We start from the raw sequence: 23,571 nt of genomic DNA on the forward strand, positions 1-23,571 counted from the left end.
GGGCGTCGTGAAGGCGCCGGCCGCACGTGACGAGCAGCCCGCAGTGAGCGGACTGTGACCCTCCGCTTGAGCGTCGTCCACATGCTGGGCGGCCGCCCCGTGACCGTGGGGCGGCCGCCCAGACTAGGGCCGTTTTTGCCTTCCTCCCACATTGGACGAGCCGCGCCCATGCCCCTCACCACGGTCGAGACGCCCACGGAAACCGACGGCGCCTCCCTCTCGCACGGCCTCAAACAGCGCCACCTGTCGATGATCGCCCTCGGCGGGGTGATCGGCGCCGGACTGTTCGTCGGCTCCGGCGCCGGCATCGCCGCCGCGGGCCCCTCCATCGTGATCGCCTACGCCCTCTCCGGCCTGCTGGTCATGCTGGTGATGCGGATGCTGGGCGAGATGTCGGCCGCGTACCCCTCCTCCGGGTCCTTCTCCTCGCACGCCGAGCGTGCCATCGGCCCCTGGGCCGGGTTCACCGCCGGCTGGGCGTTCTGGGTGCTGCTGTGCACCGCGGTCGGTCTTGAGGGCATCGGCGCCGCGCAGATCGTCCACGGCTGGCTGCCGGGCACGCCCGAGTGGGCGTGGGTGGCGCTGTTCATGGTGGTGTTCTGCGGGACCAACCTCGCGGCGGTGAAGAACTTCGGCGAGTTCGAGTTCTGGTTCGCCGCGCTGAAGGTCGGCGCGATCACCCTGTTCCTGGTGCTGGGCGTGCTGGCGCTGGCCGGTGTGCTGCCGGGCACCGACTCGCCGGGCGGCTCCCATCTCACCGAGCTGCTGCCCAACGGCGGCGAGGGCCTGGTCATCGGCCTGCTCGCGTCCGTCTTCGCCTACGGCGGCCTGGAGACGGTGACCATCGCGGCCGCCGAGTCGCAGGACCCGGTCCGCGGCGTGGCGCGCGCGGTGCGCACCGCGATGTGGCGGATCGCCGTCTTCTACGTCGGCTCGATGGCCGTCATCGTCGCGCTCGTCCCCTGGGACTCCCCCGAGGTGGTGGAGAACGGCCCCTACGTCGCCGCACTCGACCGGCTCGGCATCCCCGGCGCGGGCCAGCTGATGAACGTGGTCGTGCTGGTGGCGCTGCTGTCCGCGATGAACGCCAACATCTACGGCGCCTCCCGCATCGGCTACTCGCTGGTGGAGCGCGGCCAGGGCCCGAAGTGGCTGGGCCGGGTGTCGGGCGGGGTGCCGCGTGTCGCCGTGATGGCGTCCTCCGTGTTCGGCTTCCTGTGCGTGCTGCTGAGCTACTGGCGTCCGGACGACGTCTTCGCCTGGCTGCTGAACATGATCGGCGCGGTGATCCTGGTCGTCTGGATCTTCATCGCGGTCTTCCAGCTGCGGCTGCGCCGCCGCCTGGAGCGCGAGACGCCGGAGCGGCTGGCCGTACGGATGTGGGCGTTCCCGTGGCTGACCTGGGTGGCACTGGCCGGTATGGCGACGGTCTTCGTCCTCATGGCCCGCGAACCGGACACACGGGTGCAGCTCTACTCCACAGGCGCGATGACGCTGGTGCTGGCGGCGGCCGGCTACGCCTGGCAGCGGGCGCGCGAGCGCCGCTGAGACCCCCCCACCTCACCAGAAGCCCCCGCGAGGCGAGGCCTCGCGGGGGCTTCGGCGTGTGCCGGACCGGTGATCAGAGGTTGCTGAAGTCCGGGCCCTTCGTGCGGGTGCGCTTGATCTCGTAGAAGCCGGGGACCGAGGCGACCGCGAGGGTGCCGTCCCAGAGGCGGACGGCTTCCTCGCCCTGGGGGGCGGGGGTGACGACCGGGCCGAAGAAGGCGATCTCCTCGCCGCCGGGGCCGGGGACCGCGATCACCGGGGTGCCGACCTCCTGGCCGACCTTGTCGATGCCCTCCTTGTGGGAGGCGCGCAGCTGCGGCTCGTACGGGGTGGAGTCCCAGTGGTCCATGAGAGACTCGGGCAGCCCGACGTCCTTCAGCGCCGCCGCGACCGTCTCCTTGCCGGGGCCCTCGTCCTTGTTGTGGATGCGGGTGCCGAGCGCGGTGTAGAGGTCGCCGAGCACCTGCGGGCCGTGCTCCTCCTGCGCCGCGATGACCACGCGCACCGGGCCCCAGGCCTTCACCTCGAGCATCTCGCGGTACTCCGCGGGCAGCTCGTCCAGCTTGTCCTCGTTGAGGACGGCCAGGCTCATCAGGTGCCAGCGCACGTCCAGGTCCCGCTGCTTCTGCACCTCCAGCACCCACCGGGAGGTCATCCAGGCCCAGGGGCACAGCGGGTCGAACCAGAAGTCGACGGGCGTGGCGGGAGACTTGTCCGACATGTCGCTCCTCGTGAAGGCGGTGTTTCCCCGTGGCAACGCCGTGGCTCGCCCCGGCCATTCCCGGCTGACCCGCGTCAGGGGCGCATGGCAGGATCGGTCCTGTCCATCCCTGTCGACGACGCATGAGGAGTCCGCCCGTGCCCGGTGAGAACCTGACCCGTGACGAGGCCCGGGAGCGGGCAGCGCTGCTGTCCGTCGACGGGTACGAGGTGTCCCTGGACCTGCGGTCCGCGGTGGGCGGGCACGAGGGCGACGGCCCGCGCACCTTCCGGTCGGTCACCACCGTGCGGTTCCGCTGCGCCGAGCCGGGGGCGAGCAGCTTCGCCGACCTGATCGCGCCGGGCGTGACGGCGGTGTCCCTGAACGGCCGGGACCTCGACCCGGCCCAGGTGTTCGACGGCAGCCGCATCCTCCTGGAGGACCTGGCCGCCGAGAACGAGCTGGTGGTGGACGCGCAGTGCGCCTACTCCCGCACCGGCGAGGGCATGCACCGCTTCGTCGACCCCGAGGACGGCGAGGTGTACCTGTACACCCAGTACGAGCCGGCCGACGCCCGCCGGGTCTTCGCGAACTTCGAGCAGCCGGACCTGAAGGCGCCCTACCGCTTCGAGGTGCGGGCCCCCGAGGGCTGGACGGTGTGGAGCAACGGCGTCGGCGACGCGGCCGACGGCGTCTGGCGGTTCGCGGAGACCAAGCCGATCTCGACGTACATCACGTGCGTCGTCGCGGGTCCGTACCACTACGTGACCGACCGCTACGAGCGGGTCCTCGAGGACGGCACCCGGCTGGAGATCCCGCTGGGCGCGATGTGCCGCAAGGGCCTCGCCCCGCACTTCGACGCCGACGACGTCTTCCTGGTCACCAAGCAGGGCCTGGACTTCTTCCACGACCACTTCGACTACCCGTATCCGTTCGGGAAGTACGACCAGGCGTTCGTGCCGGAGTACAACCTGGGCGCGATGGAGAACCCGGGGATGGTGACCTTCCGCGAGGAGTTCATCTTCCGCGGCAAGGTGACGCGGGCCTCCTACGAGGGCCGGGCCAATGTGATCCTGCACGAGATGGCCCACATGTGGTTCGGCGACCTGGTCACCATGGAGTGGTGGGACGACCTGTGGCTGAAGGAGTCCTTCGCCGACTTCATGGGCGCGTTCTCCCTGGTCGGCGCGACCCGCTTCACCGACGGCTGGATCACCTTCGCCAACCGCCGCAAGGCGTGGGCCTACCGCGCGGACCAGCTGCCCTCCACGCACCCCGTCACCGCCGACATCCGCGACCTCCAGGACGCCAAGCTCAACTTCGACGGCATCACCTACGCCAAGGGCGCCTCCGTGCTCAAGCAGCTGGTGGCGTACGCCGGGCAGGACGCGTTCCTGGAGGGCGCCCGCCGCTACTTCAAGCGGCACGCCTACGGCAACACGCGCCTCGGCGACCTGCTGTCCGTGCTGGAGGAGACCAGCGGGCGGGACATGGCCGCCTGGTCCCGGGCGTGGCTGGAGACGGCCGGGGTCAACTCCCTCACCCCGCAGGTGCTGCTGCGTGCGGACGGCACCGTGGACGAGCTGGCCGTGGTGCAGGAGGCCGCCGAGTCGCACCCCGAACTGCGCCCGCACCGCGTCGCGGTGGGCCTCTACCGGCGCACCGGCGCGGGCACGCTCGAGCGGTACGCGCAGGCGGAGACGGACGTCGAGGGCCCGCGCACGGTCGTGGCGGAGCTGGCGGGCGCGGACGCGCCGGAGCTGGTGCTGGTCAACGACGACGACCTGACGTACTGCAAGACCCGCTTCGACGACACCTCGCTGGCCACCCTCCGGGAGGCGCTCGGCGACCTCACCGACCCGCTGGCCCGCGCGCTGTGCTGGTCCGCCCTGTGGAACATGACGCGCGACGCGCTGCTGCCGGCCCGGGACTTCATCGCCCTGGTGCTGCGGTTCGCGGGCCGGGAGACCGACATCGGCGTGCTGCAGATGCTGCACGCCTGGGCGGAGTCGGCGGCCGTGCACTACACCGCGCCCGAGCGGCGCGAGGAGGCCGGGCGGCGGCTCGCCGAAGGCGCGGCGGAGCAGCTGCGGGCGGCCGGCGAGGGCAGCGAGCAGCAGCTGGCGTGGGCGCGGTTCGTCGCCCGTGTGGCGTGCGCCGAGGCCGACTTCGAGCTGCTGGCGTCGCTGCTGGACGGCACGGTGACCCTGCCGGGGCTCGAGGTGGACCAGGAGCTGCGCTGGGCGTTCCTGGAGCCGCTGGCCGCGCACGGGGCGGCCGACGAGAAGCGGCTGGACGAGGAGCTGGCGCGGGACGACACCGCGTCCGGCCGCCGTCACCACGTCCGCTGCCTGGCGGCCCGTCCGTCGGAGGCGGTCAAGGCGCAGTGCTGGGCGCAGGTCGTGGAGTCTGACGCGCTGTCCAACGCGCTGGTGGAGGCGACGATCGCGGGCTTCGCGCAGCCGTCCCAGCGGGAGCTGCTCGCGCCGTACGCGGAGAAGTACTTCGCGGTGATCGAGCGGGTGTGGACGGAGCGGTCGATCCAGATCGGCATGGACGTGGTCCGGGGTCTGTTCCCGTCCTACGAGGACTCCCGGGGCACGCTGGACGCGACCGACGCGTGGCTCGCCTCCCACGAGGACGCGGCGCCTGCGTTGCGGCGGCTGGTGCTGGAGGCGCGTGACGATCTGGCGCGCGCCCTGCGGGGCCAGGCGTGTGACGCCGCGGCGGGCTGACACTCCCGCGCCTCACCTACCGCCCCGGACCCCCCTTCCTCGAACGCCGGAGGGGCTGAATCGTCAGCCTCTCCGGCCGTGCGACCGCCGTTACCGAACGGGGGCATTCAGGCCGTGACCCCGGGCCTTCACCCGAACGGACCAGCGGCTTTCGGTATCCGAACAGGCGTCCTTTAGCGCGGAGTTGTCCGGGTTCGGCGACGGGCGTGTAACACGGGTTCGGAGGGCGGCCGGAGGCGGGAAATTGCCGGTCATGAACCACAACACCCCCCTCTCCCCGCGCCCCTTGCACCACCTCGCCGCCGGCACAGGACGCCGTGTGCTGACCCACACGCAACTGCGGGCACACGGCGTCTCCGCCGCGGAGGCCGGGGAGCAGTGCCGTCCCGGCGGGCCCTGGCAGCAGTTGCTGCCCGGCGTGGTCCTGCTGCACCCGGGGCCGCCGACCAGCGAGGAGCGGCTGCACGCGGTGCTGCTCTACGCGGCCCGGGAGCGGACCGTGAGCGTGCCCGTGCAGCCGGGCCGGGACGAGCCGCCCGCATCCCCCTACGGCGAGGCCATGATCACCGGTCTGGCCGCGCTGACCCTGCACGGCTTCACCTCCGCTCCCCCGCTGCCGTCCCAGGAGACGTTCGATGTACTGGTGCCGCGCCTGCGCAGGCTGCGGTCGACGGGCTGCGCCCGGATCGTGCGGGCCGCCGCGCTGCCGGTCCCGGAGCAGGTCACGGGCCTGCCGGTGGCCCCCGTGCCGCGCGCGCTGGCCGACGCGGTGGCGGGTCTGAAGGACGCGGTCGTGGTGCGCAGGCTGCTGACGGAGGCGGTGCGCGGCGGCCACTGCGAACCGGCGGCGGTCGTACGGGAGCTGACGGCGGCGAAGCTGCTGCACCGCCCGCACGTGGTGGACGCGGTGGACTCGCTGCTGGCCGAGGGGCGGGCGCTCGCGGAGTCGCGGCTGTACCGGATGGTCCGCGAGTACGGTCTGCCGGACCCGTGCTGGAACGTGGACCTGCGTCTGCCCGGCGGCCCGCACCTGGGCGGCCTGGACGCCTACTGGCCGGAGCAGGCGGTGGCGGTGGAGCTGGACACCCGCGCGCCCCGGCCGGGCGGGCGCCCGGAGGACGACGCCGAGTGGGTGGAGCAGGCCCGCAAGCGCGAGCACCTGGAGCGTCTGGGCGTCACGGTCGTGCACATCACCCCGCGCAAGCTGCGGGACGCGACGGAGCAGCAGGCGGCGGTGGTCCGTACGGCCCTGATGGCGTCGGCGGACCGCGACCCGGCCGCGTACGTCGTCGTGCTGCCCCGCTAGGGCGGCGGACCGCCGGGGACCGAGGTGTGCCCCGGCGGCCGCCCACGGATCAGTCGCCGCAGTACTCCGCGTCGATCACCGCCTCGGGGTCCCCGCTCCAGTCGCCGTTGAAGTTGAACGCCAGGGAGTGGCGCCCGCCTCGGGTGGTGACGGCGTCGGAGGTGGAGCCGTGGATGCCGCCGCCGTGGCCCCAGACGGTCACCCCGCAGCTGAGCTCGGTGCTCATCAGTCCCAGCCCGTAGCCGTGCGTGTCGTCCACGGTCACCGTGTCGGTCATCCTGTCCAGTTGCTTCTTCGGCAGCAGCCGGCCGGTGAGCAGGGCACGGTAGAACCGGTTGAGGTCCTCGGAGTCGGAGATCATCTCGCCCGCCGAGAAGGCCATGGACGGGTTGAGCCGGGTGACGTCGTGGACGGGTCCGCTGCCGTCCTCGGTGAGCTTGCCGTAGGCGCGGCTGCTGGGTCCGGGCACGCCGGTCCGGGTGCCGGGGACCGAGGTGCCGGTGAGGTGCAGCGGCCTGATGACACGGCGGCGGATCTCCTCGCCGTAGGGGCGGCCGGTGGCCTTCTCGATCACGAGGCCCGCCAGCACGTAGTTGGTGTTGGAGTAGTTCCACCCGGCGCCGGGCGCGAAGTCCGGCTCGTGGGACATCGCGACGCGCACCAGTTCCTCGGGTGCGAGGGTGTCGTAGCGGTGCTCGAGGAAGCCGTCCTTGAGGAAGTAGGTGCGGCCGAAGTCCTCGTCGGCCGTGTAGTTGTAGATGCCGCTGGTGTGGTTGAGCAGCTGCCGGAGAGTGATCCGGGCGCCGTCGTGGCCGTTGCCGGTGACGAGGCCGGGCAGCCAGGAGTCGACGGTGTCGTCCAGCGACAGCCTGCCCTCGGCCTCCAGCTGGAGCAGCACCGTCGCCACGAAGGTCTTGGTGATGCTGCCGACCCGGTAGCGGTCGCGCGGGGAGCGCGGGCGCTCCGTGCGCAGGTCGCCCGCCCCGGCGGTGATGGTCCACACGCCGCGCCGGTCCTCCGCCCGCAGTGTCACGCCGGGCACCCCGCCCTGGACCGCGGCCCGCACGGCCCGGGTGGTGGCCCGGTGGTCGCCGGTGTCCCCCGTCCGGTCCGCTCCGGGCCCCGCCGCGACCGCGGGGGCCGCGAGGGCCGCCGAAAGGGCCGCCGCCACCGCTGCCACCGCCGTCGTCCGCATCCGCTTCCGCATGCTCGTGCCTCCCCTGTCCGTCCTGCCTGGTCGCGGGGAGGGACCGTGCCGAGGGGCGCCGGGGTTGCCACGGCTCGCGACGGTTGATCGGGTTTCGGCCGTTCCGCGCGGCCGCGTGGGCGTCACCCGCGGCCCGCTTCCAGGTGTCCCGACGCGGGGCGTTCGCGCCACAGCCGCAGGGCGGTGTCGATCAGGCCGATGCGGGCGAGGCCGGGGACGGCGTCGAGGGGATGCCAGGCGGCGAGTTCGGTGGAGCCGCCGATCTCGTCCCGGAGCTCCCCTCCTGCGACCCGTCCCTCGTAGAGCAGCCGCAGGCCCTGGTGGTCGACCGGGCGGCGGAAGCGGCCGGACAGGGTGCGGCGGCTGGAGTCGACCCCGAGGAACCCGGTGACCTCGACGAGGTAGCCGGTCTCCTCCTCCAGTTCGCGCCGCACGGTGTCGTAGGGGTCCTCGCCGTGTTCCATGCCGCCGCCCGGCAGCACCCATTCGGGGCGGCCGTCGTCGTCCCGCGCCCGGGCGAGCAGGAGCTGTCCGTCGCGCACCACCACGGCGTAGGCCGCCACCCTCAACGTCCGTCGCATCGCCGGACGGTAACCCGGACCACCCCGGGCGCGCAGGGGAGCATTCGGGCGGGTCCGCACTGTGGACACCCACCCCGCACGAACATGACGGACTTGTCCGCTTCGGTCGCGAACTCCCCTTACGCGCACCGGGGGTTTTCCCCACACCTCTTCCGGCCTTCCGGCCAACCCTCGCCAAACAAAGGCCCTTTACGCGAAGCTCATCGATCGTCCGGTAGTGCACTTCCGGACCCCCGCGACCAGGAACGATCACCCCTGGCCGCTCCCGATCGTTCGCTCCTTGCAAGGGATGCCGATGACCAACTCCCCGCAGCGCGCCCCCATATCGGGCACCAGACGCGCGGCCCGCATAGCCGTCGCCGCCGGTCTCGTCGCCGCGCTCTCCGCGGCCGGGCCGGTCCCGCTGGCGCTCGCCGCCGACAGCCCGGCCGCCGCCCCCGCCGACGCGGACGTCAAGTCCGCCCACGACAAGCTCGGCTCGCACGACGCTGAACTGCTCGCCGAGGCCAAGGCCGGTGGCGCCAAGCACGTCACGATGATGATCGCCACGGCTCCCGGCAAGACCGCCCAGGTCACCGAGGAGATCGAGTCCGTCAGGGGCGCCTCGGTCGGCCGCTCGGACGACAAGCTCGGTTACGTCCGCGCCACCGTGCCCACCGGCAAGGCCGACGCGGCCATCGCCGCCGCCACCAAGCTCTCCACCGTGCACGGCGTCGACCTGCGCGACGAGATCCCGCTCGACGACCCCACCCCGGCCGGTGACACCACCAAGGCCGCCAAGGGCAAGGGAAAGAGCGTCAAGAGCTACCCCGCCCCGGACCGGAAGACGCCCGCGAAGAACCCGTACAACCCGTCCTTCGAGACGGGCGCCGTGGACTTCGTGAAGAAGAACCCCAAGGCGGACGGCCGCGGCGTCACCATCGGCATCCTCGACTCCGGCGTCGACCTCGGCCACCCCGCGCTGCAGCGGACCACCACCGGCGAGCGCAAGATCGTCGACTGGGTCACGGCGACCGACCCGATCGTCGACGGCGACCAGACCTGGCGCCCCATGGTCAACGCGGTCTCCGGCCCGGCCTTCACCTACGGCGGCGCCACCTGGAAGGCCCCGCAGGGCTCCTACCAGGTCAGCCTCTTCCGCGAGTCGTACACCACGGGCGGCGACGCGGCCGGCGACGCCAACCGCGACGGCGACACCACCGACGTCTGGGGCGTCCTCTACGACCCGGCCGCCGGCACGGTCCGCGTCGACCTGAACAACAACCAGGACTTCTCGGACGACACCCCGATGAAGCCGTACAAGGACGGCTTCCAGATCGGCTACTTCGGCACCGACGACCCGAAGACCGACGTCGCCGAGCGCCAGCCGTTCGTCGTGGAGATCCGCAAGGACGTCCCGATGGACCCCTACGGCGGCGACTGGATCGGCCAGAAGGCCGACTTCGTCAACATCGGTGTCATCGAGGGCTCGCACGGCTCGCACGTGGCCGGCATCACCGCCGCCAACGGCCTGTTCGGCGGGCGGATGAACGGCGCGGCACCCGGCGCGAAACTGGTCTCCTCCCGCGCCTGCACCTGGTCCGGCGGCTGCACCAACGTCGCCCTGACCGAGGGCATGATCGACCTCGTCACCAAGCGCAGCGTCGACATCGTGAACATGTCCATCGGCGGTCTGCCGGCGCTGAACGACGGCAACAACGCCCGCGCCGAGCTGTACAACCGGCTGATCGACACCTACGGCGTCCAGCTGGTCATCTCCGCGGGCAACTCCGGCCCCGGCGCCAACACCATCGGCGACCCCGCCCTGGCCGACAAGGTCATCTCGGTCGGCGCGTCCGTCTCCAAGGAGACCTGGGCCGCCAACTACGGCTCCGAGGTGAAGACCAAGTACGCGATGATGCCGTTCTCCTCGCGCGGCCCGCGTGAGGACGGCGGCTTCACGCCGACCCTGACCGCGCCCGGCGCGGCCGTCAACACCATCCAGACCTGGCTGCCGGGCGCCCCGGTCGCCGAGGCGGGCTACTCCCTGCCGGCCGGCTACGGCATGCTCCAGGGCACCTCGATGGCCTCCCCGCAGGCCGCCGGCGCCTCCGCCCTGCTGCTGTCCGCCGCGAAGCAGCAGCGCATCGACCTCACCCCGGCGACGCTGCGCACCGCCCTCACCTCCACCGCCCGGCACATCAAGGGTGTGCAGGCCTACGAGGAGGGCGCGGGCCTGATCGACGTCGTGGACGCCTGGAAGGCGATCCGCAAGGGCGCCACCGCGCACGAGTACACGGTGAAGGCGCCGGTCGACACCGCGATCGACCAGTTCCTGAAGACCCCCGGATACGGCACGGGTCTGTACGACCGTGAGGGCGGCCTGAAGGCCGGCCAGAAGAAGACGTACGACATCACGATCACCCGTACGTCCGGCCCGGACCGCGCCGTCCGCCACGAGCTGGACCTGGCGAACAACGCGGACCGCGCCTTCCGCGTCGTCGGCGGCAGCAAGGTCTCGCTGCCGCTGAACAAGCCGGTCACCGTCAAGGTCCAGGCCCAGTCCCGCACGGCCGGCATCAAGAGCGCGATCCTCGAGGTCGACGACCCGCGCACCGAGGGCGTGGACCGGCAGATCCTCACCACCGTGGTCGTCTCCACCCCGCTGAAGTACACCTACTCGGCGAAGGGCACCGCCCAGCGCAACAGCACCACCTCCTACTTCGTCACCGTGCCCGAGGGCGCGAAGACGCTGGAGGTCGCGATGAGCGGGCTGAAGGCGACGAGCCAGACCCGGTTCATCTCCATCCACCCGTACGGTGTGCCGGCCGACCCGACCTCGACGGTCAACTGCTACCCGAACTACAGCAACCCGGCGAACACCTGCCGCCCCGACGTGCGGTCGTACGCGAACCCGCAGCCGGGCGTCTGGGAGATCGAGGTCGAGTCGCGCCGCACCTCGCCGCTGCTCGACAACCCGTACAAGCTGGACGTCGCGGTGCTCGGCGCGGCCTTCGACCCGGAGACCGTCACGGTGCCCGAGGCGGAGGTCGGCACCCCGGCCTCCGTCGAGTGGACCGTGACCAACGAGGCCGCCGCGATCGACGGCAAGCTGGTCGGCGGCCCGCTCGGCTCGTCGAAGACGGCCCGCCCCTCGATCGGCACGGGTGACGTCCACACCACCACGGTCGAGGTGCCCGAGGGCGCCGCGTCGCTGGACGTGTCCATCGGCAACGTCTCCGACACCGCCGCCGACCTGGACCTGGCCGTGTACGACGAGGCCGGCAACCGGGTCGCGCAGTCCGCGGACGGCGACTCGGAGGAGTCCGTCTCCATCGCCGCCCCGAAGGCCGGCACGTACACCGTCGAGGTGGACGGCTACTCGGTCCCGGCCGGCACGACGGAGTACGACTACCTGGACGTGTTCTTCTCCGCCACGCTCGGCACCGTCACCGTCGACGAGTCCGCGCCGGTGAAGCTGGGCACGGGCGCCGAGGCCGCCGTCTCCGGCGAGGTCACCGTCGCCGCCGCGGCTCCCGAGGGACGCGCGTTCTTCGGCCGCGTGCAGCTGGTGAACGCGCGCGGCACGGTCGCGGGCATCGGCAACGTGGCGATCGAGAAGGTCGTCGGGTAACGGACCGGATCGAACAGCAGGGGCGGGTGTCCGTACGGGCGCCCGCCCCTCCGCCGTGTCCGCCCCGCTCAGCCGCAGCTCGTGCCGCGCGAGGCGGGGAGCGCGGCGACGATCCCGGCCCGGGCGGGGGCGATGTCCGCCTCGCCGACGACCGTCCGGTCCGGGTGGGCGAGGCCGGGGGACAGGCCGACCAGCACCTGGTCGCCCAGGCGCAGCGGGACGCCCGCCGCGTCGTCCCGGAGGAAGGTCACCGGGCCGCCCCCCTTGTAGTACCGGCTCGCCGCCAGTGTGACCCGCTGGACGCCGCCGGTGCCCGGCACCTCCTCCAGCTCCGTGACCCTGCCCTCGGCGACGAGGCGGGCGCACGCCAGGTAACGGGGGCCGAAGGCGGCGGAGCCGCTGTCCTCCTTGGCGTCCGAGGCGAACCCGGGGCCCGCGGAGTCGGCCGTGGGGCCGGTCCGGGCCACGAGCCAGCCCGTGCCGAGGACCAGGCCGGCCGCCGCGGCGGCGGCGAGTCCGCCGAGCGCGAGCCGCACCGGCCGGTACCGGGAGCGCCGGCGTGCCGGCGGGCTCAGCGCGGCGGGCGCGGTCTGCGGGGGACGCGCCCCCGTCCCGGCCTCGGGGTCCGGCCGCTCCCCGGCCGGAGCGGCCTCCTCTCGCCCCGCCAGCGCGTCCCCGATCAGCGTGAGCTGCTCGCCCAGCACCGCGAGGTCCGCGAGGGCCGCGTCCCGCGCCGCGAGGAACCCGGCGTCCTCCCGCGCGCCCTCGGGAAGCTCCTCCCCGAACAGGGCCACCGCAAGGGCGTCCGACGGATGCCGCTCCCCCCCGTCCGGCCCGGGCGCGTCGTGCCGAGGGGGCTCGTGCCCCGCACGGGCCGGGTCGCGCTCGCCGTTGTTGTCGTGGGCGGTCACGTCACACCACCTCGTCCTCGTGCAGGCGGGCGCGCAAGGCCCGTACGGCCGTGTGCAGCCTGCTCTTGACCGTGCCCTCCGGAACGCCGAGCTGCTCGGCTATGGAGCGCACCGGCAGGTCGGCGTAGAAGCGCAGCACGACGACCTGGCGCTGCGCGTCGGGCAGCGCGTCCAGGCCCCGGGCGACGGCCAGCGACAGCACGCTGGTCTCCTCGCCGGACGGGGCCTGGGCGGGCCGCAGCGCGGCCAGCCGCTCCCCCAGCCGTTCCTGCCGCCGTTTCGCCCGGTGCCAGTCCATGGCGAGGTTGGAGGCGACGACCGCCGCCCACGCCGAGACGTCCCGGGGCGCCTCCCTGCCGCTCGCGGCGCGCTCCAGCAGCCGCAGGCGGACCTGCTGCACCCCGTCCGGCAGGTCCGCCTGCGGCACTCCCCCGAGTGCGAGCACCGCCCGCACCCGGCGCTCCTGCGCCGCGTCCAGCGGGTCGTCGTCGGTGACGTACGCCCCGCGGCCGCGCCGGGTCCTTCCGCGCAGCACCGCTCACCCCCTCGTGCTGTTTCTCCTACGACGCGGCGGGCGCCCGGAACGTTCGGACGGGTCCGCGGGGCGCGCAGAGGCGTACGTCACACCTTCGTGTGGACGGGGTGGGCCTGGGCAGGGGTCCTTGCGGCCGACGACCCCTGCGGGGGGAATTTCTGCAGCTCAGGGGGGTTGGCACCGAAGGTCCGCAACCGGCGCACCCAGCCGGTTCGTCCCACTGTGCGGGCGGTCGCGGCAAAGAATTGGACAGCCGGGGCGTGGTCGGCCGCATGATGGAAGCGCCCCGTCCAGGCACATCAGGTACGCGAGAGACGCAGTAGGGAGTCGCCGTGAGGGTCGGAATCGTCGGAGCCACCGGTCAGGTGGGCACGGTCATGCGCAGGATCCTCAAGGAGCGGAACTTCCCGGTCACGGAGCTGCGCCTGTTCGCCTCGGCCCGTTCCGCGGGCACGGAGCTGGACGGCGTGACGGTGGAGGACGCCTCCACCGCCGACTACAGCGGCCTGGACATCGTGCTGTTCTCCGCGGGCGGCGCGACCTCCAAGGCGCTGGCCGAGAAGGTCGCCTCGCAGGGCGCCGTGGTGATCGACAACTCGTCCGCCTGGCGCAAGGACCCCGAGGTCCCCCTCGTCGTCTCCGAGGTCAACCCGCACGCGATCGCGAACCGCCCCAAGGGCATCATCGCCAACCCGAACTGCACGACCATGGCCGCGATGCCGGTGCTGCGTCCGCTGCACGCGGAGGCGGGCCTCGAGGCGCTGGTCGTCGCCACGTACCAGGCGGTGTCCGGTTCCGGTCTCGCGGGCGTCGCGGAGCTGCACGGCCAGACGCAGAAGGTGATCGACGAGGCCGACAAGCTGACGCACGACGGTGCGGCGGTCGACTTCCCCGAGCCCGGCGTCTACAAGCGCCCCATCGCCTTCAACGTGCTGCCCTTCGCGGGCAACCTCGTCGACGACGGTCTGAACGAGACCGACGAGGAGCAGAAGCTGCGCAACGAGTCGCGCAAGATCCTGGACATCCCCGAGCTGAAGGTCTCGGGCACCTGCGTGCGCGTCCCGGTCTTCTCCGGGCACTCGCTCCAGATCAACGCCCGGTTCGCCCGCCCGATCAGCCCGGAGCGCGCGACCGAGCTGCTGGCCGAGGCGCCCGGCGTGGTCCTCACGGACATCCCGACCCCGCTGCAGGCCGCCGGCCAGGACCCGTCGTACGTCGGCCGCGTCCGGCGCGACGAGACCGTGGAGAACGGCCTGGCGCTGTTCGTCTCCAACGACAACCTCCGCAAGGGCGCGGCCCTGAACGCGGTGCAGATCGCGGAGCTGGTGGCGCAGGAGCTGAGCGCCTGACCGCGCACCGGCAGCCGGAGAGGCGGGCGTCCCCGAGGGGGCGCCCGCCTCTCGCCGTTCCGCCGCCCGGGTGAGCGGCGGTCAGCCCCGCCGGACCTCGTAGAGGAAACAGCCGTACTCCACGGCGCGTACGTGCACCAGCGCCACAGCCGGGTCGGCGTACGCCTCGCGCAGGGCGGGCGCGAAGTCCGCCGGCGCCTGGACCAGCCGCCCGCCGAGGATCCGCCCGTCGGCGGAGTAGCGGCGCAGGACGCGGTGCGCCGAGGTGAAGGGCAGGCCGTCGCCCTCCGGCCCCGCGCACTCCTCCGCGTGGAGGAAGACGGGCCCCTGTTCGTCGTACGCGCCCGGGTCCACGCCCGTCTCCGCCGCCCAGCGGCGCAGGGGCGCGTACGTCACCAGGGCGATCCGCTCCCCCGGACCGCTGCGGCGCAGACAGCAGCGGAGCGGGGCGCCGCCCTCGTCGTCGACGGAGGGAGCGGCCGGACGCCCGGCGTCGTCACGGACGAGCAGCTCCCTCACGACCTGCGGCGGAACGGCACGGACGCGCAACGTGGCAGTGGTCATGTCTCCACCCTGGCCGACCCGCCGCCCGACCCGCCGGCGGCAATCGGACGTCGAGTCCCGAGGCGTCCCCCTTTCGACACAGGGGTATCCCCATGCCTGCGGTTTCGTCATCGCGTGATGCCGATCCCGCGTGGAAGGATGGCGCAACCCACACATATCGAGGAGATGACCGCGTGCCTGGCACAAACCTGACCCGCGAAGAGGCGCAGCAGCGGGCGAAGCTGCTGACCGTTGACTCGTACGAGATCGATCTCGATCTCTCCGGCGCGCAGGAGGGGGGCACGTACCGGTCCGTGACCACGGTGCGCTTCGACGTGGCCGAGGACGGCGCGGAGTCCTTCATCGACCTGGTTGCCCCCGCCGTCCACGAGATCACCCTGAACGGTGACGCGCTGGAGCCCGCCGAGGCCTTCGCCGACTCCCGTATCGCCCTGCCCGGCCTGCTGAAGGGCCGCAACGTGCTGCGGGTGAGCGCCGAGTGCGCGTACACCAACACGGGGGAGGGCCTGCACCGCTTCGTCGACCCGGTGGACGACCAGGCGTACCTGTACACGCAGTTCGAGGTGCCGGACGCCCGCCGGGTGTTCGCGAGCTTCGAGCAGCCGGACCTCAAGGCGACGTTCCAGTTCACGGTGAAGGCGCCGGAGGGCTGGACGGTCATCTCCAACTCGCCCACGCCGGAGCCCAAGGACAACGTGTGGGTCTTCGCGCCGACCCCGCGCCTGTCGACGTACGTCACGGCGCTGATCGCCGGCCCGTACCACTCGGTGCACAGCGTGTACGAGAAGGACGGCCGGTCGGTGCCGCTCGGCATCTACTGCCGGCCCTCGCTCGCCGAGCACCTCGACGCGGACGCCATCTTCGAGGTGACCCGGCAGGGCTTCGACTGGTTCCAGGAGAAGTTCGACTACGCCTACCCGTTCGAGAAGTACGACCAGCTGTTCGTGCCTGAGTTCAACGCGGGCGCGATGGAGAACGCGGGCGCGGTCACCATCCGCGACCAGTACGTCTTCCGCTCGAAGGTGACGGACGCGGCGTACGAGGTGCGCGCGGCCACGATCCTGCACGAGCTGGCGCACATGTGGTTCGGCGACCTGGTCACCATGGAGTGGTGGAACGACCTGTGGCTGAACGAGTCGTTCGCCACGTTCGCGGAGGCCGCCTGCCAGGCCGACGCGCCCGGCTCCAAGTGGCCGCACTCGTGGACGACGTTCGCGAACCAGATGAAGACCTGGGCCTACCGCCAGGACCAGCTGCCGTCCACGCACCCGATCATGGCGGACATCCGCGACCTGGACGACGTCCTCGTCAACTTCGACGGCATCACGTACGCCAAGGGCGCCTCGGTGCTGAAGCAGCTCGTCGCCTACGTCGGCGAGGACGAGTTCTTCCGGGGCGTGCAGGCGTACTTCAAGCGGCACGCGTACGGCAACACGCGCCTGTCCGACCTGCTGGGCGCCCTGGAGGAGACCTCCGGCCGCGATCTGAGGACCTGGTCGAAGAAGTGGCTGGAGACGGCCGGCATCAACGTCCTGCGTCCCGAGATCGAGACCGACGACGCGGGCGTCATCACCTCGTTCGCCGTCCGCCAGGAGGCCCCGGCGCTTCCCGCCGGCGCGAAGGGCGAGCCGACCCTGCGCCCGCACCGCATCGCGATCGGCCTGTACGACCTGGACGAGGCGACCGGCAAGCTGGTCCGCGGCGACCGGGTCGAGCTGGACGTCGACGGCGAGCTGACCGCCGTGCCGCAGCTCGCGGGCAAGCGCCGCCCGGCGGTGGTCCTGCTCAACGACGACGACCTGTCGTACGCCAAGGTCCGCCTGGACGAGCAGTCCCTCGCCGTCGTCACCGGGCACCTGGGCGACTTCGAGTCGTCGCTGCCGCGGGCGCTGTGCTGGGCCTCCGCCTGGGACATGACCCGCGACGCGGAGCTGCCCGTGCGGGACTACCTGTCGCTGGTGCTGTCGGGTGTCGGCAAGGAGTCCGACATCGGTGTGGTGCAGTCGCTGCACCGGCAGGTGAAGCTGGCACTCGACCTGTACGCCGACCCGGTCGCCCGCGAGACGCTGCTGGCCCGCTGGACCGACGCCACGCTGGCCCACCTGCGGTCCGCCGAGCCGGGCAGCGACCACCAGCTGGCGTGGGCGCGCGCGTTCGCGGCGACCGCCCGCACCCCGGAGCAGCTGGACCTGCTGGAAGCGCTGCTCGCCGGCACGCAGACCGTGGAGGGCCTGGCCGTCGACACCGAGCTGCGCTGGACGTTCGTGCAGCGGCTGGCGGCGGTGGGCCGGTTCGACGAGGCGGAGATCGCCGCCGAGTACGAGCGGGACAGGACCGCCGCGGGCGAGCGGCACGCGGCCACCGCGCGGGCGGCCCGCCCGACGGAGGAGGCCAAGGCGGAGGCGTGGGCCTCGGTCGTCGAGTCCGACAAGCTGCCGAACGCGGTCCAGGAGGCCGTCATCGCCGGCTTCGTGCAGACCGACCAGCGCGAGCTGCTGGCGCCGTACACGGACAAGTACTTCGAGGCGCTGGCTGACGTGTGGGCGTCCCGCTCGCACGAGATGGCCCAGCAGATCGCGGTCGGTCTCTACCCGGGCATCCAGGTCACCGGCGAGACTCTCGACAGGACGGACGCCTGGCTGGCCTCCGCCGAGCCGAACGCGGCCCTGCGTCGCCTGGTCTCGGAGTCCCGCGCGGGCGTGGAACGCGCCCTGCGCGCGCAGGCGGCGGACGCGGCGGCGACGTCGGCGTAACGCGGTTCCGACAGCGAGAAGGGGCGCCCGGCTTCCCGGCCGGGCGCCCCTTCCGTCATGTCGCGGGCCGGACCGGCACTCCCGCCTCGGCGGCCTCCCAGGCCGCCTCGACCATCCGGAAGATCTCGTCCACCGCGGCCCGCGGGTCGTCCGCCTCGCGGGCCAGCGCGAAGGCGTCGACCACGAACCGGGCGAGCGCCCTGCAGGCGGTGGCGCCGCGCGGCGCGCCCGGTTCCGCGGCGAGGGCGGCCGCCAGGGTCTCCGCGTGCCGCAGCCGCATGGAGCCCTCGTACTCCCTCAGCGCGGGCGAGGCGTCGATCATCCGCCACACGGGGGCGGCCTCGTCGGCCAGGCAGTGGCGCACCAGGGCGTGCATCTCCTGGCGCAGGGCAGGCACGAGCGGTGCGCCGGGCGCGCGGCCGGTCACCGCGCGGGCGAGCCGCCGTTCGAAGTCCGCGTCCCGCTCGAACACCAGGGCCTCCTTGGAGGCGAAGTGGGAGAAGACGGTGGTGACGGCCACGTCGGCCTCGGCGGCCACGTCCCGGATGCCCACCGCGTCGTACCCGCGCTCCAGGAAGAGCCGCAGGGCGGTGTCGGCGATCTTCTGACGTGTGGCGGCCTTCTTGCGCTCGCGACGTCCGGACTGCGGCTGCTCGGGCATGATCCGAACGCTAGCAGATACAAAACCCTAACGAGTTCAATAAACTAACGGTTGGTGTTACGGTCGGCGGCATGAGGAAAGTGAGCTACGCCGCGTTCGGCGGCCCCGAGGTCCTTCGTCTCGTCGACGCCGAGAAGCCCCACGCGGGTCCGGGAGAGATACGCATCGCCGTGCGCGCGGCCGGGGTGAACCCCGTCGACTGGAGGATCCGGGAGGGCCAGATGCGTCCGGCCCTCCCCGCGTCACTGCCCGCGGGCGTCGGACTGGACGCCGCAGGGGTGGTGGACGAGGTCGGTGAGGGCGTCACGGATGTGGCGCCCGGTGACCGCGTCTTCGGCGAAGGCGCCGACACGTATGCCGAGTTCGCGGTGTTGCACGCCTGGGCCCGGATGCACGAGGGCCTCTCCTTCGAGGAGGCGGCCGGCTATCCGTCCGTCATGGAGACGGCTCTGCGCATCCTGGGCGAGTGCGGTGTCCGCCCCGGACAGACGCTGCTGGTCAGCGGTGCCTCGGGCGGGGTCGGCTCGGCGGTGCTGCAGATCGCACGCGACCGCGGCATCACGGTGGTCGGCACGGCCGGGGCGGCCAACCTGGAGTACCTGCGCGGCCTCGGCGCGCACGCCACGACGTACGCCGAGGGCTGGCCTGAGCGGGTGCGGGCGTTCACCTCGGTCGACGCGGCCCTCGACCTGGCCGGCGCGGGCGTCGTCCGCGAACTCGTGGAGCTGACCGGGGACCCGGCCACGGTGGTCTCCATCGCGGACCGCACCGCCCCCGAACTGGGCGTCCGCTTCTCGAACGTCGCGGGCAGCGTCCCGGACGCGCTGAAGGAGACGGTCCGTCTCCTCGAACAGGGCACGCTCCACATCCCGGTGGAGAAGGTCTACTCCCTCACGGAGGCGGCCGCCGCCCACGCCGACAGCCGGGCGGGGCACACGAGGGGGCGGCGGGTGATCGTGGTCTGACGCGCGCGGTGCGGTGGGCCGGGCGGCGTTACAGCAGCCCGCCCGGCCGCTTCAGCGCCTTCACGAACGCGGCGAACGACGGGGCGGGCACGGTGAGGGTGCCGTGGGACGGCGCCTTGGAGTCGCGTATGGCTATCCGGGCACGGCGGGGGGCGACTTCCACGCAGGCGTTGCCGTCGCCGCTTCCGGAGTACGAAGACTTGCGCCAGCAGTCGGGAGTAAGCACCGGGTCCTCACAGTTCCTTGGCCAATCCGTGGATGAAGTCACGCGAGCGCAGCGGGTCGAGTGAAACCGCCTCCACCCTATGGAAGAGCGTGCGGAACACGGCAAGCCGCGCTTCCGTGTCCACGAGGGCGACTCCGTCCGGACCGTCGCGCAGCACGGTGTCCAGGCGGGGCACGGCGCCACCCGCGTACACCATGGCCGCCGTGACGTCCGCGAACTCCTCCAGCTCGAAGGGGATCACCCGCACCGTCACGTGCTCCGCCTCCGAGAGCTCCAGGATGCGCGCGAGCTGACCGCGCATTGCCTCCCGGCCACCCACCTTGATCCGCAACGCCGCTTCGTGGACGACCGCCCGGTACGGGGCCGGACGTGGCCCCTCGATGATCACGCCACGCTGCATGCGATGCCGCACCCGCAGCCCGAGTTCCTCCTCCGGAAGCTCCGGGACCCTGCGGGAGAACAGCGCGCGGGCGTAGCCCTCGGTCTGCAGAAGCCCCGGCACGTGCAGGAAGTCGACATCCCACCGGAAGGTGGCGTGGTGCTCCAGTTCGGACAGGTCCAGGAACGCCGTGGGGAGGCGGCCCCGGTACTCCTCCCACCAACCGCGCACCCGGTCGGACGCCATGACAGCCAGGGCGTCGATCAACCCAGTGTCCGTGCAGGCGTAATGAGCGGCGAGCCGCCGCAACCGCTCCTCGCTCACCCCGGTCGTACCGGCTTCGATCTGGCTGATCTGCACGGAGTTGACACCGAGCAGCGCCGCCGCCTCACGCGCGCTGAGTCCCGCTGCCTCACGAAGCCGCCGAAGCTCCACGGCCAGGCGCAGCTGACGCGCCGTCGGATCGCGCCTCGTCCCCATCGACGCCTCCTCGCTCAGCAACTCGTTCGGGCGTCAGGCTACGCGATCCACTTGCCGTAGGTTAAATCTAAGGCCTACGTTCGGTCACGCAACGAACACGTTGCGCACCTGGCCGCGGAAGCGCACCGCCCCGTCCTGCCCTGACGGGCCGGCAATGACACCGCCGCCGCACAGCTCCTCCACCGACACAAGGAATCCGCATGCCCGAGAACGAATCGTGGGAGTACTCCCTCCACGTCCCGAACGACCCCAGAGCCGTCCCCGTGTGCCGCCGCACTCTGCGTCTCATCCTCACGATGCACGGCCTGATCGGCTTGACCGGCGTCGCCGAACTGCTCGCGGCGGAGCTGGTCTCGAACGCCGTCCGGCACACCACAGGCTCGGCGGCGCTACGGATGCGCTGGTCACGGACCGGCGTGCTGCGGCTCGGGGCGTGGGACGCGGACCCCTCGCCTCCTGAACCCCCGCGGCCCTTCAGCGCGGTCACCGACCGCGAGGACGGGCGAGGGTTGGCGCTGGTGCGGGCCTGCGCCGACGTGTGGGGCTGGCAGCCGCTGACGAGGGAGGGAAACCGGGGCAAGGTCGTGTGGTGCGAACTGGGCGCTCCGACGTACCCGTTCGCGGGGGCGGCCGCAGTGGGCGGTCAGGCGTCGGGGTCGACCTCGGGGTGCGTGAACCGCACGGGTTTGCCCAGCGACCGCGCGTAGGCGATCTCCGCGCGCGTACTGTCCCCGATGTAGCCGCCGACCACGAGCACCTCGTCGGCGAGCCGGATCTTCGCCCGGTGCAGCTCGTCGAGCCGGGCCTTCAGCGCCGCGGCGCCGGCGGGTTCGGACCGCCTCGCGTGCGACGACTTCATGTCGACGCCCGGCTTGACGACGATCCTTCCGGCTTCGGTCTCCCGCGCGTCCGCCTCGGCCATCTCGGCCATGAACCGGGTGGAGCCGCAGATCACGACGATACGCGGCAGGCCCAGCCCTTTCTTCGCCTCAACGAGCGTCTCCGCGGGGGTCTGCGGGTGCGACACGGGTTCCTCCTGGCTGTGGGGCTTCCAGGATGCCCGGCCGGGGGCACGGCACCGTATCGGCGTCGAGCCCCCGGGCCCGGTCTCGGCGCCGCGCCGGGACCGACGTCAGCTGGCCCGCCACCGTCGCGCCGAATGCGAGTGCCATTCCGGCGAGTTGGAGAGCCGTCAGGCTTTCGCCCAGGGCCGCCCAGCCGAGCATCGCCGCCGTCAGCGGGGACAGGGGGCCGAGGAGTGTGGCCTGGGTCGCGGTGAGGCGGCCGATGCCCCGGAACCACAGGCAGTACGCGACGGCCGTGTTGACCAGGGCCAGGTAGGCGTAGCCTCCGGCCGCCCCGGCGTCCAGGGCGGGCGGGGCGCCCTCCACCAGGAAGGCGAGCGGGGCGATCAGCAGCCCGCCCGCTGTCAGTTGCCAGCCGGTGAGGGCGAGAGGGCCGACACCCTCGGGGCGGCCCCACTTCTGCGTCAGTACGGTGCCCGCGGACATCGACGCCGTGGAGGCGAACGCCGCCGCCACGCCCAGCGTGTCCAGCGCCCCGGCCGCCTTCAGCACGACCATGCTCACGCCGAGCGCGGCGACGGCGCCGGCCAGGACGTCCCGGAGCGCGGGGCGCCGCCCCAGCAGCAGCGCCGACAGACCCAGCACCAGCAGCGGGCCCATCGAACCGACGACGGCCGCCAGTCCTCCCGGCAGCCGGTACGCGGAGAGGAACAGCAGCGGGAAGAAGGCGCCGATGTTGAGCGCGCCCAGCACCGCCGCCTTCCACCACCAGGCGCCACGCGGCAGCACCCGGGCGGCCGCGAGGAGCAGCAACCCGGCGGGCAGGGCGCGGACCAGGGCCGTGAACAGGGGGCGCTCCGGCGGGAGGAACTCGGTGGTGACGACGTAGGTGGTGCCCCAGGAGACGGGGGCGAGGGCGGTGAGCGCGACGACGGCGGCGCGGCGGTGCGCGGACATGTGCACCCCTTCCAAAGGGTTGGCCGTAAGTAGCTTAGTCATAAGCTACTTATTCGCAAGCTACTTATTCGCAAGCTACTTGTTCGCAAGCTACTTTCTTGCGGGCAACCCCTGACCCACGGATACTCCCGGCTATGAGTGCACGCCCCGAGCCGAACCCCGCGGACCCCGTCGACGCGATCATCGAGCAGTGGGCCCGGGTGCGGCCCGACCTGGACACCGCCGGGATGGAGGTCTTCGGGCGCGTCTACCGGCTCGCGCGCGCCATGGGCGACCGTCACGAGCGGGTGTACGCGCCGTTCGGTATCTCCCGGGGCGAGTTCGACGTCCTCGCCACGCTGCGCCGCGCCGGGGAGCCGTACACCCTCTCGCCCCGGCAGCTCTCGGCCACGCTGATGCTCACCACCGGAGGGATGACGGGCCGTCTCGACAAGCTGGAGCGCGCGGGGCTGCTGCGCCGCTCCCCCGACCCGCACGACCGGCGCGGGCTCCAGGTGACGCTGACCGAGGAGGGCCTGCGGCTGATCGACGAGGCGGTGGTCGCGGGCGTCACCGAGCAGTCGCGGGCGCTGGCCGCCCTGGGCCCGGAGCGGTCGGCGCTCCTCGCGGACCTGCTGCGGGATCTGCTGCTCGCCACCGAGCGGTAGGAGACGCCCCCTGGACACGCCGAAGGGCGCCGGCGAGGTGCCGGCGCCCTTGGGGAAAGCGCGTGCGGACCGCTCGGGCGAGCGGGCCGGGGGTCAGGCCTTGGCGTCCGCCTTGGTCCGGACGTTGGAGCTCGTCGGGTCCTTCTTCTGGTGGGACTTGTCGAGCGCCATCACCAGACCGGCGATGACCACGAAGAGCCCGATCGGGAGCAGGACGTAGAGGCCCAGCGTCTCGATGACGCTCAGGCCCGTGCCGGGGTCGTCGCCGTCATCGCGGGTCAGGGCGAGCGCGGGGGACGACATGAGCAGCATCATCAGCGTCGTACCGGCTGCCAGGGCGCCGGCGCGCAGGGCGTTCTTCTTGTCCACGGTCCCCAAAGTATCGAACGCGGTCGGGGGCCGCGCGCCCGGGGTGCCGTACGGACGCGC

20 protein-coding genes and 1 pseudogene are annotated in these 23,571 nt (G+C 72.6%); 9 read left to right on the forward strand and 12 right to left on the reverse strand.

Going from position 1 to position 23,571, the window contains the following annotated elements; all coding sequences use genetic code 11:
• Positions 1-168 precede the first annotated feature (168 nt).
• Positions 169-1,548: an amino acid permease gene (locus MTR79_RS27925; RefSeq protein ID WP_244792204.1), complete on the forward strand. Its 1,380-nt coding sequence runs from the start codon at positions 169-171 to the stop codon at positions 1,546-1,548.
• A gap of 73 nt (positions 1,549-1,621) precedes the next feature.
• Here MTR79_RS27925 and MTR79_RS27930 read toward each other — a convergent pair whose 3' ends face one another.
• Positions 1,622-2,269, reverse strand: coding sequence for a DsbA family protein (locus MTR79_RS27930; protein WP_086698939.1), 648 nt, complete (start codon positions 2,267-2,269; stop codon positions 1,622-1,624).
• Positions 2,270-2,406: 137 nt separating this feature from the next.
• Here MTR79_RS27930 and pepN (MTR79_RS27935) point away from each other — a divergent pair, with 137 nt between their 5' ends.
• Together pepN (MTR79_RS27935) and MTR79_RS27940 are read left to right on the forward strand one after the other, a co-directional pair.
• Positions 2,407-4,983 (forward strand): aminopeptidase N, encoded by a 2,577-nt coding sequence (gene pepN / locus MTR79_RS27935; RefSeq protein WP_244792205.1) that lies wholly within the window; start codon positions 2,407-2,409, stop codon positions 4,981-4,983.
• A gap of 253 nt (positions 4,984-5,236) precedes the next feature.
• Positions 5,237-6,289, forward strand: coding sequence for a hypothetical protein (locus tag MTR79_RS27940; RefSeq protein WP_244792206.1), 1,053 nt, complete (start codon positions 5,237-5,239; stop codon positions 6,287-6,289).
• Positions 6,290-6,338: 49 nt separating this feature from the next.
• Here MTR79_RS27940 and MTR79_RS27945 read toward each other — a convergent pair whose 3' ends face one another.
• Together MTR79_RS27945 and MTR79_RS27950 are read right to left on the reverse strand one after the other, a co-directional pair.
• A complete protein-coding gene (locus MTR79_RS27945) occupies positions 6,339-7,496 on the reverse strand; it encodes a serine hydrolase domain-containing protein (RefSeq protein ID WP_244792207.1) in 1,158 nt (385 codons plus the stop codon).
• Between the two features lie 122 nt (positions 7,497-7,618).
• Positions 7,619-8,077, reverse strand: coding sequence for an NUDIX domain-containing protein (locus MTR79_RS27950; RefSeq protein ID WP_233229443.1), 459 nt, complete (start codon positions 8,075-8,077; stop codon positions 7,619-7,621).
• Positions 8,078-8,372: 295 nt separating this feature from the next.
• Between MTR79_RS27950 and MTR79_RS27955 the strand changes: the two genes are divergently transcribed.
• Positions 8,373-11,690, forward strand: coding sequence for a S8 family serine peptidase (locus tag MTR79_RS27955; RefSeq protein WP_244792208.1), 3,318 nt, complete (start codon positions 8,373-8,375; stop codon positions 11,688-11,690).
• A gap of 68 nt (positions 11,691-11,758) precedes the next feature.
• Here MTR79_RS27955 and MTR79_RS27960 read toward each other — a convergent pair whose 3' ends face one another.
• Complete coding sequence (locus MTR79_RS27960; RefSeq protein ID WP_189365705.1) at positions 11,759-12,601, reverse strand: hypothetical protein; 843 nt, start codon at positions 12,599-12,601, stop codon at positions 11,759-11,761.
• Position 12,602: 1 nt separating this feature from the next.
• A complete protein-coding gene (locus tag MTR79_RS27965; protein ID WP_189365704.1) occupies positions 12,603-13,136 on the reverse strand; it encodes a sigma-70 family RNA polymerase sigma factor in 534 nt (177 codons plus the stop codon).
• 332 nt (positions 13,137-13,468) lie between these two features.
• On the opposite strand from MTR79_RS27965, the gene MTR79_RS27970 reads away from it, so the two are divergent.
• A complete protein-coding gene (locus tag MTR79_RS27970; protein WP_244792209.1) occupies positions 13,469-14,485 on the forward strand; it encodes an aspartate-semialdehyde dehydrogenase in 1,017 nt (338 codons plus the stop codon).
• An 81-nt stretch (positions 14,486-14,566) separates the two neighbouring features.
• Here MTR79_RS27970 and MTR79_RS27975 read toward each other — a convergent pair whose 3' ends face one another.
• The gene (locus tag MTR79_RS27975) at positions 14,567-15,049 is read right to left on the reverse strand and encodes a DUF1203 domain-containing protein (protein WP_086698928.1); all 483 of its coding nucleotides are present in this window, start codon (positions 15,047-15,049) and stop codon (positions 14,567-14,569) included.
• A gap of 173 nt (positions 15,050-15,222) precedes the next feature.
• Between MTR79_RS27975 and pepN (MTR79_RS27980) the strand changes: the two genes are divergently transcribed.
• Positions 15,223-17,802, forward strand: coding sequence for an aminopeptidase N (pepN, locus tag MTR79_RS27980; protein ID WP_189365702.1), 2,580 nt, complete (start codon positions 15,223-15,225; stop codon positions 17,800-17,802).
• Between the two features lie 55 nt (positions 17,803-17,857).
• Here the strand turns inward: pepN (MTR79_RS27980) and MTR79_RS27985 are convergent, their stop codons facing one another.
• Positions 17,858-18,463 (reverse strand): TetR/AcrR family transcriptional regulator, encoded by a 606-nt coding sequence (locus MTR79_RS27985; protein WP_086698924.1) that lies wholly within the window; start codon positions 18,461-18,463, stop codon positions 17,858-17,860.
• Between the two features lie 71 nt (positions 18,464-18,534).
• Here MTR79_RS27985 and MTR79_RS27990 point away from each other — a divergent pair, with 71 nt between their 5' ends.
• A complete protein-coding gene (locus tag MTR79_RS27990; RefSeq protein WP_244792210.1) occupies positions 18,535-19,428 on the forward strand; it encodes an NADP-dependent oxidoreductase in 894 nt (297 codons plus the stop codon).
• A gap of 28 nt (positions 19,429-19,456) precedes the next feature.
• Here the strand turns inward: MTR79_RS27990 and MTR79_RS27995 are convergent, their stop codons facing one another.
• Entirely contained in the window at positions 19,457-19,654 is a 198-nt protein-coding gene (locus MTR79_RS27995; protein WP_086698922.1) for a DUF397 domain-containing protein, read from the reverse strand.
• Positions 19,655-19,661: 7 nt separating this feature from the next.
• Positions 19,662-20,513, reverse strand: a complete 852-nt coding sequence (locus tag MTR79_RS28000; protein ID WP_244792211.1) for a helix-turn-helix transcriptional regulator — start codon at positions 20,511-20,513, stop codon at positions 19,662-19,664.
• Positions 20,514-20,713: 200 nt separating this feature from the next.
• Here MTR79_RS28000 and MTR79_RS28005 point away from each other — a divergent pair.
• Positions 20,714-21,118: pseudogene (locus MTR79_RS28005) on the forward strand (ATP-binding protein); the annotation flags it as partial.
• A gap of 38 nt (positions 21,119-21,156) precedes the next feature.
• On the opposite strand, the gene MTR79_RS28010 reads toward MTR79_RS28005, so the two are convergent.
• Entirely contained in the window at positions 21,157-21,540 is a 384-nt protein-coding gene (locus MTR79_RS28010) for a hypothetical protein (RefSeq protein ID WP_183153434.1), read from the reverse strand.
• A complete protein-coding gene (locus tag MTR79_RS28015) occupies positions 21,503-22,495 on the reverse strand; it encodes an EamA family transporter (protein WP_189365695.1) in 993 nt (330 codons plus the stop codon). The genes MTR79_RS28010 and MTR79_RS28015 overlap by 38 nt, the downstream gene beginning before the upstream one ends.
• A gap of 134 nt (positions 22,496-22,629) precedes the next feature.
• On the opposite strand from MTR79_RS28015, the gene MTR79_RS28020 reads away from it, so the two are divergent.
• Positions 22,630-23,142 (forward strand): MarR family transcriptional regulator, encoded by a 513-nt coding sequence (locus MTR79_RS28020; RefSeq protein WP_086698917.1) that lies wholly within the window; start codon positions 22,630-22,632, stop codon positions 23,140-23,142.
• Between the two features lie 93 nt (positions 23,143-23,235).
• Here the strand turns inward: MTR79_RS28020 and MTR79_RS28025 are convergent, their stop codons facing one another.
• A complete protein-coding gene (locus MTR79_RS28025) occupies positions 23,236-23,511 on the reverse strand; it encodes a hypothetical protein (protein ID WP_048457862.1) in 276 nt (91 codons plus the stop codon).
• Between the last annotated feature and the right edge of the window lie 60 nt (positions 23,512-23,571).

Origin of the sequence: Streptomyces sp. BJ20, from assembly GCF_022869105.1 — a bacterium.
Classification (GTDB): domain Bacteria; phylum Actinomycetota; class Actinomycetes; order Streptomycetales; family Streptomycetaceae; genus Streptomyces; species Streptomyces griseoincarnatus.